General features: G+C 69.3%; 11 protein-coding genes and 1 pseudogene. 11 read left to right on the top strand and 1 reads right to left on the bottom strand.

The window, feature by feature from the left end; all coding sequences use genetic code 11:
* Nucleotides 1-214 precede the first annotated feature (214 nt).
* The 11 genes from H521_RS24705 to H521_RS0120380 all read left to right on the top strand — a co-directional run bounded on the left by H521_RS24705 (nt 215) and on the right by H521_RS0120380 (nt 11,660).
* Entirely contained in the window at nt 215-1,327 is a 1,113-nt protein-coding gene (locus H521_RS24705; RefSeq protein ID WP_022894857.1) for an NADP-dependent oxidoreductase, read from the top strand.
* A gap of 50 nt (nt 1,328-1,377) precedes the next feature.
* A complete protein-coding gene (metG, locus tag H521_RS0120425) occupies nt 1,378-2,937 on the top strand; it encodes a methionine--tRNA ligase (RefSeq protein ID WP_022894856.1) in 1,560 nt (519 codons plus the stop codon).
* Nucleotides 2,938-2,944: 7 nt separating this feature from the next.
* Complete coding sequence (locus tag H521_RS0120420; protein ID WP_022894855.1) at nt 2,945-3,880, top strand: TatD family hydrolase; 936 nt, start codon at nt 2,945-2,947, stop codon at nt 3,878-3,880.
* A complete protein-coding gene (gene rsmA / locus H521_RS0120415; RefSeq protein ID WP_022894854.1) occupies nt 3,877-4,749 on the top strand; it encodes a 16S rRNA (adenine(1518)-N(6)/adenine(1519)-N(6))-dimethyltransferase RsmA in 873 nt (290 codons plus the stop codon). Before H521_RS0120420 ends, rsmA begins: the two co-directional genes overlap by 4 nt.
* A 20-nt stretch (nt 4,750-4,769) precedes the next feature.
* The gene (locus H521_RS25290; RefSeq protein WP_156891632.1) at nt 4,770-5,330 is read left to right on the top strand and encodes a hypothetical protein; all 561 of its coding nucleotides are present in this window, start codon (nt 4,770-4,772) and stop codon (nt 5,328-5,330) included.
* Between the two features lie 9 nt (nt 5,331-5,339).
* Nucleotides 5,340-6,272, top strand: a complete 933-nt coding sequence (locus H521_RS0120405) for a 4-(cytidine 5'-diphospho)-2-C-methyl-D-erythritol kinase (protein ID WP_022894852.1) — start codon at nt 5,340-5,342, stop codon at nt 6,270-6,272.
* Nucleotides 6,273-6,313: 41 nt separating this feature from the next.
* Nucleotides 6,314-8,149 carry an ABC-F family ATP-binding cassette domain-containing protein gene (locus tag H521_RS0120400; RefSeq protein ID WP_022894851.1) on the top strand — a complete coding sequence of 612 codons (1,836 nt, stop codon included), beginning with the start codon at nt 6,314-6,316 and terminating at the stop codon, nt 8,147-8,149.
* A gap of 183 nt (nt 8,150-8,332) precedes the next feature.
* Nucleotides 8,333-9,247: a MetQ/NlpA family ABC transporter substrate-binding protein gene (locus H521_RS0120395; RefSeq protein WP_022894850.1), complete on the top strand. Its 915-nt coding sequence runs from the start codon at nt 8,333-8,335 to the stop codon at nt 9,245-9,247.
* Nucleotides 9,248-9,360: 113 nt separating this feature from the next.
* Complete coding sequence (locus H521_RS0120390; protein WP_026482540.1) at nt 9,361-10,389, top strand: methionine ABC transporter ATP-binding protein; 1,029 nt, start codon at nt 9,361-9,363, stop codon at nt 10,387-10,389.
* Nucleotides 10,389-11,048 carry a methionine ABC transporter permease gene (locus H521_RS0120385; protein ID WP_022894848.1) on the top strand — a complete coding sequence of 220 codons (660 nt, stop codon included), beginning with the start codon at nt 10,389-10,391 and terminating at the stop codon, nt 11,046-11,048. Before H521_RS0120390 ends, H521_RS0120385 begins: the two co-directional genes overlap by 1 nt.
* 174 nt (nt 11,049-11,222) lie before the next feature.
* The gene (locus H521_RS0120380; RefSeq protein WP_022894847.1) at nt 11,223-11,660 is read left to right on the top strand and encodes a hypothetical protein; all 438 of its coding nucleotides are present in this window, start codon (nt 11,223-11,225) and stop codon (nt 11,658-11,660) included.
* 66 nt (nt 11,661-11,726) lie between these two features.
* Here the strand turns inward: H521_RS0120380 and H521_RS26345 are convergent.
* Nucleotides 11,727-11,954: pseudogene (locus tag H521_RS26345) on the bottom strand (hypothetical protein); the annotation flags it as partial.

Genomic DNA, 11,954 nt, shown 5'->3' with positions numbered 1-11,954 from the left:
CACGCAAGCAACCGCGCACCTGAGACCGAACGCTCAGCACCCGCGACCTCCACGAGGCGGCGTTGCAGGCCCGCAAGCAGCCGCGCAGCTGAGACCGTAGCCGCGCAGCTGAGCACCCCCGCGCTCGCACGCGCGGAGCGCGCCTGTCCAGCCCTGTCGAAATCCGCGGCTCAGGCGGAGAATGGGGGTATCCGTGCAGCGGTGGAGGTGCGACATGACTCACGACGCGACCCGCGATCCAGCTCATGCAGTCCGATTCTCCGAGTACGGCGGCCCGGAGGTGCTCGAGGTCGTCGAGGTGCCGATGCCGGAACCCGGCGAGGGCGAGGTGCTCGTCGAGGTGTTCGCCACGGGACTGAACCCGGTCGAGAGCGCGATCAGGCGGGGCGAGCATCCCGAACGCTGGCCGGTGTCCTTTCCCTCGTCGCAGGGCAGAGATCTCGCGGGCGTCGTCGTCTCGACCGGCCCTGGCGCCTCGGCGTTCTCGCACGGCGACGAGGTCATGGGATTCGTCGACCGCGGTGCGCACGCGACCCATGTCGTGGTGCCCGAGCGGCAATTGCTGCCGAAACCCCCGGAGCTGACCTGGGAGGTGGCCGGTTCGCTCTACGTCGCCGGCACGACAGCCTGGACCGCGGTCGAGAGCCTCGCGCTCACGCCCGCCGACACGGTCGTCGTCACGGCCGCCGCGGGCGGTGTCGGATGCCTCGCCGCCCAGTTCGCCCGCATGCGCGGCGCCACGGTGATCGGCACGAGCGCCGAGATGCGTTTCGACTTCCTGCGTCAGTTCGGAGTGCTGCCGGTGGCCTACGGCGCCGACCTCGCCGAGCGGGTGCGGCCGATCGCCTCCGGTCCGATCACGGGATTCCTCGACTTCCTCGGCGGCGAGACCGACGCGGCGATCGCCCTCGGCGTGCCTCGATCCCGGATCCTCACGGTGCTCGACTGGGACGCCGTCGAGGAGCAGGAGGCCGTGAAGCTCTACGCCGGTGATGTCGTCGCCCTGGGTAGGGTCGCCGCGCTCGCCGCCGCGCGCCGCATCCGCCTGCCGATCGCCGACATCTTCTCGCTCGACGACGTCGCCGACGCCTATCGTGCCCTCGACCGTCGCGAGGCGCCGGGCAAGATCGTGCTGGGGCTGCGCATCGTCGGCTATGCCGGCCAGCGCGTGCAGGAGCCGGCCTACAAGGAGCAGGACGTCACGCTCGGCGTGCCGACGCCGCACGCGCACCTCGACGTCGAGGAGGCGGTGCCACCGGCCCTCGGCGACGGAAGCGTTCGCCGTCGGCGGCGCGACCGCGACCTCGGCACAACCGCTCGGCCATGACGGTGCGTAACCCGAACGTCGAGGCATCCGCTCGCCCGTAGGATTGGGGGATGGCCGACGGCTCCTCGTTCTATATCACCACGCCCATTTTCTATGTGAATGACGTGCCCCACATCGGGCACGCCTACACCGAGGTCGCTGCCGACGTGCTCGCGCGCTGGCACCGCCAGGCGGGCGACGACACGTGGATGCTCACCGGCACCGACGAGCACGGCCAGAAGATCCTGCGCACGGCGACGGCCAACGGCGTGACGCCGAAGCAGTGGGCCGACAAGCTCGTCGACGAGGCCTGGAAGCCGTTGCTCGCGACGGTCGACATCGCCAACGACGACTTCATCCGCACGACCGACGCCCGCCACGAGGCGAACGTGCAGAAGTTCCTGCAGAAGCTCTACGACGACGGCCACATCTACACGGGCGAGTACGAGGGCTACTACTGCGTCGGCTGCGAGGAGTACAAGCAGCAGTCCGACCTCGTGCCCGGCACCGGCGAATACGACGGCCAGCTCGTCTGCGCGATCCACTCGAAGCCCGTCGAGCTGCTGCACGAGAAGAACTACTTCTTCCGCATGTCGGCGTTCGCCGACAAGCTGCTCGCGCTCTACGAGGAGCGCCCCGACTTCGTGCAGCCCGAGTCGGCGCGCAACGAAGCCGTCTCGTTCGTGAAGTCGGGCCTCGCCGACCTCTCGATCTCGCGGTCGACGTTCGACTGGGGCGTGAAGGTGCCGTGGGACGAGTCGCACGTCGTCTACGTGTGGTTCGACGCGCTGCTGAACTACATCACCGCGGTCGGCTACGGCCAAGACGACGAGGAGTTCGCGCGCCGCTGGCCCGCCCAGCACCTCATCGGCAAAGACATCCTGCGCTTCCACGCCGTGATCTGGCCGGCCATGCTCATGGCCGCCGGCCTCGAAGTGCCGAAGGGCGTCTTCGGCCACGGCTGGCTGCTCGTCGGCGGCGAGAAGATGTCGAAGTCCAAGCTCACGGGCATCGCCCCCGAGCAGATCACCGAGACGTTCGGCTCCGATGCATTCCGGTACTACTTCCTACGCGCGATCGCGTTCGGGCAAGACGGTTCGTTCTCGTGGGAAGACCTCGCGGCCCGCTACCAGGCGGAGCTCGCGAACGGCTTCGGCAACCTCGCCTCGCGCGTCGTCGCCATGATCACCCGCTACTGCGAGGGCGCCGTACCGTCGGCCGGCACGCTGACGGCGGCCGATCTCGAGATCGCGTCGGTCGAGCGGCGAGCGACGGATGCCTCGTGGGAGGCGATCGGCCGGCTCGCGATCCACGAGGCGATCGGCGCGGCGTGGGAGCTCGTCGACGCGCTCAACGGCTACCTCACGATCGAGGAGCCGTGGACCCTCGCGAAGGATCCCGAGCAACGCGACCGTCTCGAGACGGTGCTCGCCACCGCCTACCACGGGCTCGGCACGCTCGCCGTGCTGCTCTCGCCGGTGCTGCCCGTCGCGACGGCGAAGCTGTGGACCGCCCTCGGCGCGCCCGGCACCGTGCAGCAGCAGCGCATCGACCGGGCGAACGAGTGGTCGGTCGGCACTCTGGTGGCGCCCCTCGAGGGGCTCTTCCCCCGCATCGAGGTCGCCGCGTGAGGTTGGCGTGACCGACGAACCACTCGCGCACCTGCGCACTCGCTCCGACGGCGGCCGTGCGGTCGAGTACCCGCCGGCACCCGAAGCGCTGCCGGTCGCAGTGTTCGACAACCACACGCATCTCGAGATCGCCGACGGCGCGCTGCCGCTCGACGTGCACGAGCACCTCGAGCGCGCGGCCGCCGTCGGCGTCGCGGGGGCCGTGCAGGTCGGCACGGATGTCGCGACGAGCCGCTGGTCGGCCGAGGTCGCCGCACGTGAGCCCCGCCTGCTCGCGGCCGTGGCGCTGCACCCGAACGAGGCGCCCGAGCTCGAGGCATCCGCGCTGGTATCGGGCACAGGGCTCGACGACGCCCTCGCCGTGATCGACGAGCTCGCGGCCCGCCCGCGGGTGCGCGCGATCGGCGAGACCGGGCTCGACTTCTTCCGCACCGGCGACGACGGGCGAGGTGCGCAGTTCCGTTCCTTCGAGGCGCACATCGACATCGCGAAGCGGCACGGGCTCGCCCTGCAGATCCACGATCGCGACGCGCACGACGAGGTCGTGGCGACGCTCCGCCGGGTCGGCGCACCCGACCGCACGGTGTTCCACTGCTTCTCGGGCGGTGCAGAGCTGGCTCGGCTCGCGGCCGACGAGGGGTGGTACCTCTCGTTCGCCGGCAACGTCACGTTCAAGAACGCCGAGAACCTGCGCGAGGCGCTCAGGGTCGCGCCGCGCGACCGCATCCTCGTCGAGACCGATGCCCCGTACCTCACACCCGCGCCACTCCGCGGGCGCCCGAACGCGCCCTACCTCGTGCCGCACACGGTGCGATTCATGGCCGAGGTGCTCGCGGCGCCGCTCGACGAGTTCTGCGCGCAACTCGCGTCGAACACGGTCGCCGTGTACGGCCCGTGGCAAGATGAGCCCGTGATGCTGGCAGCACCGGGTGCAGGAGCATGAACGCGCATCGGCATGAAGCCGAAGGCGTCGAGGTCCTGCCGCGCCTGCTCGGCCCCGCCGAGATCCGCGACCTGGCCGAACTGCTCGACGTCACGCCCACGAAGAAGCTCGGCCAGAACTTCGTGCACGACGCCAACACCGTGCGGCGCATCGTGCAGACCGCCGGCGTGCAATCCGGCGAGACGGTGCTCGAGATCGGGCCGGGCCTCGGGTCGCTGACGCTCGGACTGCTCGAGGTCGGGGCATCCGTCATCGCGGTCGAGATCGACAAGCGCCTCGCCGCCCAGCTGCCGCACACCGCCGACATCATGCAGCCCGGCACCTCCCTCACGGTGGTGACCGAAGACGCGATGCGGGTCACCGAGCTGCCGGGCGCGCCCGTGCGGCTCGTCGCGAACCTGCCCTACAACATCTCCGTGCCGGTGCTGCTGCACCTGCTCGAGCACTTCGACTCGCTGCAATCGGGCATCGTCATGGTGCAGGCCGAGGTCGGCTACCGACTCGCCGCCGAGCCCGGCTCGAAGGTCTACGGCGCCCCGAGCGTGAAGGCCGCCTGGTACGGCCGCTGGCGCACCGCCGGCCAGGTCTCGCGCATGGTGTTCTGGCCGGTGCCGAACGTCGACTCGGTGCTCGTCGGCTTCGAGCGAGCGGATGCCCCTGGCACTGAGGCCGAGCGCGTCGCGACGTTCGCCCTCGTCGATGCGGCGTTCCAGCAACGGCGCAAGATGCTGCGGCAATCATTGTCGAGCGTGTTCGGTGGCAGCTCCGCGCAGGCCTCGGCCGTGCTCGAGGCAGCCGGCGTCGACGCGCAGGAGCGCGGGGAGCGACTCACCGTCGCCGACTTCCTGCGCATCGCCCGCGCGGCCTGAACTCGCGCTACCGTGGTGCCGTGGGCACGCAACGAACGGTGGGGGCATCGGCCGACAACGTCGGCGACGACGCGGTCGAGCGCGCAACAGGCACGACGCGCGACGCGTGGTTCGCGCTGCTCGACGCCGCCGGCGCCGTCGAATGGAGACATCAGACGATCGCGACGTGGCTCGTCACCGAGCGCGGCGTCGACCCGTGGTGGGCGCAGGGCGTCACCGTGGCATACGAGCAGGCACGCGGCATCCGTCGGCCCGGCCAGCGGCAGGACGGCACGTTCGAAGTGAGCGTCACGCGCACCGTCGCCGCCGAGGTCGAGCCGGCACTGCGCGCGCTCGCCGCGGTCGTCACCGCACAGACCGGTGTCGAACCGCTCGCACTGAACCTCGCGGCGAAGTACCCGACCGCCCGCTTCGTGCTCGAGGGCGGCGAGTTCCTGCTCGCTTCGGCGTCTGCCCGTGGCGAGGGCAAGACCTCGATCGGGCTCGTTCGCGGGCGCATGCCGAGCGACGACGATCTCGCGGGAGCGAAGGCGACGCTCCGCGGCTGGCTCGACTCGGTGACCGTCGAGCCGGTCGGTTAGCGTGGACTCATGACGATCGCGGCGACCGACGAGGCAGTGCACGTTCGGGCGCCCGGCAAGATCAACCTCTTCATGCGGGTCGGCGCGGTGCAGCCCGACGGCTATCACGACGTCGCCACGGCGTACCAGGCCGTCTCGCTCTACGAAGACGTGCGCGCGTGGCCCGCTGACGAGTTCAGCGTCTCGTTCGGCGGCAGCGTCGACACCTCGGGCCTGCCGACCGACCGCTCCAATCTCGCCATCAAGGCAGCGCGGCTCCTCGCCCGCACAGCCGGTGTGCCGGGCGGCGTGCACCTCGAGATCGACAAGCACGTGCCGATCGCGGGCGGCATGGGCGGCGGTTCGGCGGATGCCGCGGCCACCCTCGTCGCCTGCGACGCGCTCTGGGGTACGGCGCTTTCGAAAGAGGATCTGCACGCCCTCGCGGCGAAGCTCGGGGCCGACGTGCCGTTCGCACTCTCGGGCGGCACGGCGATCGGCACCGGTCGCGGCGATCGACTCAGTCCTGCCCTCGCCACCGGCTCGTTCCACTGGGTGCTGGCCGTGGCCGAGTTCGGCCTGTCGACACCGGCCGTCTATCTCGAGCTCGACCGCCAGCGTGAGACCCGGCTCACTCTCGCGTCCGATGGCGTGCCCCCGGTCGTCGACACGGTCGTGCTGCAGGCGCTGCGCGCGGGCGATGCCCACCGCTTGGCCGAGTCGCTGCACAACGACCTGCAGGCCGCGGCGCTGAGCCTCGCGCCCGGTCTCGGCGGCATCCTCGAGCTCGGCCAGGCGCACGGTGCGCTCGCCGGCCTCGTCTCGGGTTCGGGCCCGACCGTGGCCTTCCTCGTCGACGACACCGACTCGGGGCTCGAACTGCAGGTCGCTCTCTCGGCAGCCCGACTGCGCGCGGTGCACGTGCACGGTCCGGTGCACGGCGCTCGTGTCATCGCGGGCTGACGATCGGCCTCTCAGGCAACTGCAACTAGGCTCGTGAAGACATGGCACACCTTCTCGGCGCCGAGCGCCTGCACCTCGAGTTCCCGACGCGCGTCGTCTTCGACGAGGTCACCCTCGGCATCGACGAGGGCGACCGCATCGGCGTCGTCGGCCGCAACGGCGACGGCAAGTCGACGCTGCTGAAGCTGCTCGACGGTCGCCTCTCACCCGACGGCGGTCGGGTGACGCATCGCCGTGGCATCCGCATCGGCACGCTCGATCAGTCCGATGTCGTCGATCCGGGCAAGACGGTCGCCGAATTCGTCGTCGGCGGCATCGAAGAGCACGTCTGGGCGGGCGATGCCAAGGTGCGCGACGTCATCGCGGGCCTCCTCGGCGACGTCCCGTGGCACGGGCAGATCGCGAACCTCTCAGGCGGTCAGCGTCGTCGCGTCGGCCTCGCCGCGCTCCTCGTGGGCGATTGGGACGTCGTCTTCCTCGACGAGCCGACCAACCACCTCGACGTCGAGGGCATCGCCTGGCTCGCCGGCCACCTGAAGCGTCGATGGCCGACCGACGCAGGCGCGCTCGTCGTCGTGACCCACGACCGGTGGTTCCTCGACGAGGTCTGCACTGACACCTGGGAGGTGCACGACGGCATCGTCGAGCCCTTCGAAGGCGGCTACGCGGCCTACGTGCTGCAGCGGGTCGAGCGCGACCGGTCAGCCGCGGCATCCGAGGCCAAACGCCAGAACCTCATGCGCAAGGAGCTCGCATGGCTGCGCCGTGGCGCCCCGGCCCGCACCTCGAAGCCGAAGTTCCGCATCGACGCCGCCAACGAGCTCATCGAGAACGAGCCGCCGGTGCGCAACAAGGTCGAACTCGACCGCCTCGCGGTCTCGCGCCTCGGCAAAGACGTCGTCGACCTGCTCGACGTCTCGGTGGTCTACCCCGGGCGCGAAGGCGTGCAGGCGACGGATGCGGCGACCGGCGCTCCCGTCGCGCACACCGTGTTGCGCGACATCGAGTGGCGCATCGCGCCCGGTGAGCGCACCGGCATCCTCGGAGTGAACGGCGCAGGCAAGTCCACGCTGCTCGGTCTCGTGACCGGTGAAGTGCAGCCCACGAGCGGCCGGGTCAAGCGCGGCAAGACCGTGCGCATCGCCACGCTCAGCCAAGAACTCAACGAACTCACCGAGTGGGCCGATTCGCGTGTCTCGGCCGTCGTCGCCGAGCAGCGTTCGAGTTACCAGGTGGGTGACAAGGAGATGACGCCGGGGCAGTTGCTCGAGCGCCTCGGCTTCACCACGGCGCAGCTCTCGACGCCCGTGAAGAACCTCTCGGGCGGGCAGAAACGGCGCCTGCAGCTGCTGCTGATCCTGCTGCAGGAGCCCAACGTGCTCATCCTCGACGAGCCGACGAACGACCTCGACACCGACATGCTCGCCGCGATCGAAGACCTGCTCGACTCGTGGCCCGGCACCCTGCTCGTCGTCTCGCACGACCGCTACCTCATCGAGCGGGTCACCGATCGGCAGTTCGCGATTCTCGACGGGCACCTGCGCGACCTGCCCCGCGGCGTAGACCAGTACCTCGAACTGCGCAGGGCGGGCATCGCCGAACCGGCCGGAGTGAGCGCGCCGAGCAGCACGCGAGTCGCGACCGCCAGCCTGGGCGGCGCAGACCGGCGCAACGCCGAGAAAGAGCTCGCCTCGATCGACCGCAAGCTCGAGAAGACCGCGTCGCAGATCGCCGAGTTGCACGAGAAGCTCGCCGTGCACGATCAGGGTGACTACGTCGGGCTGACGTCGCTCGGCGACCGGCTCCGCGAGCTCGAGGCATCCGTCGCCGACCTCGAGACCCGCTGGCTCGAAGTTTCCGAGTCGCTCGAGGCCTGACGTCGCAGAAGCTGTGACGCTCTGTGACCCGTGTGGCGTACGAGGAAAGAACCTTCGCATAACGTAGGTATGCACCCGCGATCGCGGCATCGAAGCCCCCACCGTTACCAACCGTGGCGGAGCCATGCCTGCTCCACGCCAACAGCACCCGGTCGCGCTTGCCGACAGCGAAAGGGAATCACCATGTCACGTCAGCAGCTCTCACGCCCTACGAAGCTCATCGCCGCACTCTCTGCAGTGCCGCTCGTCTTCGCACTCGCCGCGTGCGCCACGCCCGCCGCAGGCGAGGGCGGCGACGCCGCGAACGAGGTCGTCACGATCGGCGTCGTCGGCAAGGGCGACCCGCAGTGGCCAGCCTTCGAGGAAGCCGCCGCCGACGAAGGCATCGAGATCGAGATCGTCGACTTCTCGGACTACGCGCAGCCGAACCCGGCGACGACCGAGGGCGAGCTCGACCTCAACCAGTTCCAGCACATCGTCTACCTCGCCGACTACAACGTGTCGAGCGGTGAAGACCTCGTGCCCGTCGGCGCCACGGCGATCTACCCGCTCGGCCTCTACTCGACGAAGTACGACTCGGTGAAGGACATCACCGAGGGCGACACCGTCGCCGTGCCGAACGACGCTTCGAACCAGGCGCGCGCCCTGCTCGTGCTGCAATCGGCCGGCCTCATCGAGCTCAAGAGCGGCGGCACGATCTTCTCCGACCTCGCCGACATCGACGAGGCGAAGTCGAAGGTCAAGGTCACGGCACTCGAGGCATCCCTCACGCCGACCTCGCTGCCCGACGTCGCGGCCGCCGTCATCAACAACGACTTCGTGGAGCCTGCCGGCCTCTCCTTCGAAGACGCGATCGCCCAGGACGACCCGACCGATCCCAACGCGCTGCCCTACGTCAACATCTTCGCGACCCGCGCCGAAGACAAGGACAACGCGACCTTCAAGAAGCTCGTCGAGATCTTCCAGACCGACCCCGAGGTGCAGGCCGGCCTCATCGAGGCATCCGGCAACACCGCGATCGCGGTGACCACCCCGGTCGCCGACCTCGAGAAGTCGCTCGCCAAGGTCGAGGCCGACACCAAGGCCGCCAAGGGCTGATCGCGTTCGCGCGCTCGCGCGTTCCGCACCCCGCCGTTCGGGCGGTGGGCACCGCACCGGTGCTCACCGCCCCGTTCGCGTTCACGACATTCCACGTCGCAGAGGAGAACACCATGGCGCTCGTCGCCCTGCGCAACGTCACCAAGACGTACCCCGCATCCGAGCGAGGCGGCTCGCCCGTCGTCGCGATCGATGACGTGAGTCTTGAGGTCGAGGCCGGAGACGTCTTCGGCATCATCGGCTACTCGGGTGCCGGCAAGTCGACCCTCGTTCGGCTCGTGAACGCGCTCGAGCCCGCGACGTCGGGGTCGATCGAGGTCGACGGCCGCGAGATCACGACGATGCCCGAGCGCGAGCTCCGCGGCATCCGTCTCGGCATCGGCATGATCTTCCAGCAGTTCAACCTCTTCAACTCGAAGACGGTGTGGGCGAACATCGCCTACCCCCTCACGGTCGCCGGTGCGTCGAAGGCGGAGATCGCGGCGCGCGTCGCCGAACTGCTCGAGTTCGTCGGGCTCGCCGACAAGGCGAAGAACTATCCCGACCAGCTCTCGGGCGGGCAGAAGCAGCGGGTCGGCATCGCTCGTGCCCTCGCCACCTCGCCGCGACTGCTGCTCGCCGACGAGGCGACGAGCGCGCTCGACCCCGAGACGACGCAAGAGGTGCTCGAGCTGCTGAAGCGCGTGAACCGCGAGTTCGGCGTCACGATCATCGTCATCACGCACGAGATGGACGTGATCCAATCGATCGCCACGAAGGTCGCCGTCATGGATGGCGGCCGGGTGATCGAGCACGGCGCGGTGTTCGACGTCTTCTCGAACCCGCAGAACCCGTCATCGCGGCGCTTCGTCTCGACCGTGGTCAAGGGGATTCCCTCTCCCGCCGAGCTCGCGGTGCTGCGGGAACGGCATGAGGGCCGCATCGTCACGATCTCGTTCCGCGACGGCGACGCGTCGCAAGCGGCCGTCTTCGTCGCGCTCGCGACCGCCGGCGTCGAGTTCGAACTCGTCTACGGCGGCATCAACGACATCCAGGGTCGTGCCTTCGGTCACCTCACCCTCGCGATCAGGGGCACGGATGCCGCGATCGACACGGTGCTCGCCGAGATATCCTCGCGCGTCGACGTCACGGAGGTGGCGTGATGGATCGCCTCTTCGAACTGCAGGGCGAGTTCTGGGTCGCTGCCGTCGAGACGCTGTACATGGTGGCGCTCACGCTGCTCATCGGTGGGCTCGTCGGCCTCGCGCTCGGCACCGTGCTGTACACGACTCGGCCGGGCAGCCTGCTCTCGAATCGCGTCGTGTACAACATCGTGAACGTGATCATCAACTTCTTCAGGCCGATCCCGTTCATCATCTTCATCGCGGCGGTACAGCCGCTCTCGCGACTCGTCATCGGCACCGGAATCGGCAACGACGCACTCGTCTTCGCGCTCTCGATCGCGGCATCGTTCGCGATCGCCCGAATCGTCGAGCAGAACCTGCTGACCGTCTCGCCGGGCGTCATCGAGGCGGCACGGTCGATGGGCGCGGGACCGCTCCGGATCCTGCGTACCGTGGTGCTGCCGGAGGCCCTCGGCCCGCTCATCCTCGGCTACACCTTCGTGCTCGTCGCGATCGTCGACATGACCGCGGTGGCCGGACTCATCGGCGGCGGCGGGCTCGGAAACTTCGCGCAGGTCTACGGCTACCGGCAGTTCGAGCCGGTGATCACCTGGGCGGCCGTGCTCCTGATCGTGATCTTCGTGCAGGGCGTGCAGTTCCTCGGCAACTGGCTCGCGCGCAAGGTGCTTCGCCGGTAGCTCGCGTGCCGGGGGCCGGGTGCTGGGTGCCGGGTGCTGGGGGCCGGGGCCCGGTGCCGTCTGCCGGGTGCCGGGCGCTGTCACTGTGCCTCGACAGACCACCATGCTGTTGGACTGCCCACATCACGGCACATTCGACGACAGGCTCCCGATCGCCACGTCGACGATCGAGGCATGACCAGACTCAGCGCCGACGAGGCGATCCGACTTCCCATTCCCAGCGACCACGACGTGCAGCAACGCGTCGCGAACCTGCTCGACTGCGCGATCCGTCGCCAATGGTGGACGTTCTACCTCGACGAGAACGACGTGCAGTTTCCGCTCATCATGCCGATGGCCGGGTACCCCGAGTCACCCCACGAGCCCGAACCGGAGTTCGGCACCGCCGTTGCCCTGATGGCGAATCGCCTGTCGATGATCGTTCGCGAGATCGATGCGGCGAAGCTCGTGTTCGTCTGGGAGCGACCGGGCCCAGCCGCGACGACACCGGACGATCGAGTTTGGGCGCGCGAACTCGGTGAGGCCTGCCGCGCCGAGGGTGTCGCCGTTCGTGCCCAGCTGATTCTGCACGACGACGGCGTCCGCTGGTTCGCGCCGGACGACTACGCGTAGGAAGCCCGGAAGCCCGGAAGCCCGGAAGCCCGGAAGCCCGGAAGCTCGGTGAGTCAGTGCCGTGCGTCAGAACGGAGGATCACCGGCGAATCTGGCTGCGGCTGCGGCTGCGGCTGCGGCTTCGACCTCGTAATGGGTGTGGCCCGTCATGGTGTGTGCTGGGTGGGTGCGGTGGATTCGGCCGGTGGGGGAGGTCCATTCGAGGGTGGCGCCGGGCAGGTGTCGTAGCGTCCAGGAGGTTTCGTGTTTGAGGTGGTGGTGGAGGGGGCAGAGGTGGGCCAGGTTGTCGTGGTT

Source organism: Agromyces subbeticus DSM 16689 (genome assembly GCF_000421565.1).
Lineage (GTDB): Bacteria > Actinomycetota > Actinomycetes > Actinomycetales > Microbacteriaceae > Agromyces > Agromyces subbeticus.
This window is presented reverse-complemented; position numbering and strand designations above follow the sequence as displayed.

What these genes read in the sequence shown, in the direction of transcription:
- H521_RS24705 (WP_022894857.1), top strand. Translation starts at nt 215, where the DNA reads ATGACTCACGACGCGACCCGCGATCCAGCTCATGCAGTCCGATTCTCC.
- metG (WP_022894856.1), top strand. Translation starts at nt 1,378, where the DNA reads ATGGCCGACGGCTCCTCGTTCTATATCACCACGCCCATTTTCTATGTG.
- rsmA (WP_022894854.1), top strand. Translation starts at nt 3,877, where the DNA reads ATGAACGCGCATCGGCATGAAGCCGAAGGCGTCGAGGTCCTGCCGCGC.
- H521_RS0120405 (WP_022894852.1), top strand. Translation starts at nt 5,340, where the DNA reads ATGACGATCGCGGCGACCGACGAGGCAGTGCACGTTCGGGCGCCCGGC.
- H521_RS0120400 (WP_022894851.1), top strand. Translation starts at nt 6,314, where the DNA reads ATGGCACACCTTCTCGGCGCCGAGCGCCTGCACCTCGAGTTCCCGACG.
- H521_RS0120395 (WP_022894850.1), top strand. Translation starts at nt 8,333, where the DNA reads ATGTCACGTCAGCAGCTCTCACGCCCTACGAAGCTCATCGCCGCACTC.
- H521_RS0120390 (WP_026482540.1), top strand. Translation starts at nt 9,361, where the DNA reads ATGGCGCTCGTCGCCCTGCGCAACGTCACCAAGACGTACCCCGCATCC.
- H521_RS0120385 (WP_022894848.1), top strand. Translation starts at nt 10,389, where the DNA reads ATGGATCGCCTCTTCGAACTGCAGGGCGAGTTCTGGGTCGCTGCCGTC.
- H521_RS0120380 (WP_022894847.1), top strand. Translation starts at nt 11,223, where the DNA reads ATGACCAGACTCAGCGCCGACGAGGCGATCCGACTTCCCATTCCCAGC.